Here is a 581-nt window from a genome sequence, read left to right as displayed (position 1 = left end):
ACACTCTATACGGAGTTACAAAGGAATGTGGTAGGCGAAGCGGCCTGGAAAGGCCCGCCAGAGAAGGTAACAGCCCTGTAGCCGGCACCCCATTCCCTCCAGAGTGGATCCTGAGTACGGCGGGACACGAGGAATCCCGTCGGAATCCGGGAGGACCATCTCCCAAGGCTAAATACTCCCTAGTGACCGATAGTGAACCAGTACCGTGAGGGAAAGGTGAAAAGCACCCCGGGAGGGGAGTGAAAGAGAACCTGAAACCGTGTGCCTACAAGTAGTCAGAGCACTATAAGTGTGATGGCGTGCCTTTTGTAGAATGAACCGGCGAGTTGCGATTTCATGCAAGGTTAAGCTGAGAAGGCGGAGCCGCAGCGAAAGCGAGTCTGAACAGGGCGAAAGAGTATGAGGTCGCAGACCCGAAACCAGGTGATCTACCCATGTCCAGGGTGAAGGTCAGGTAACACTGACTGGAGGCCCGAACCCACGTATGTTGAAAAATGCGGGGATGAGGTGTGGGTAGAGGTGAAATTCCAATCGAACCTGGAGATAGCTGGTTCTCTCCGAAATAGCTTTAGGGCTAGCCT

1 rRNA gene is annotated in these 581 nt (G+C 54.0%); it reads left to right on the top strand.

Annotated features, from left to right (window positions below):
* Positions 1-581 (top strand): 23S ribosomal RNA (locus FS666_RS19455); the annotation flags it as partial.

Source organism: Siminovitchia fortis (assembly GCF_007681465.1).
GTDB classification, from domain to species: domain Bacteria; phylum Bacillota; class Bacilli; order Bacillales; family Bacillaceae_C; genus Siminovitchia; species Siminovitchia fortis.
Note: the sequence above shows the minus strand (reverse complement) of the source record. Positions and strands in the feature narration are given on the sequence as shown.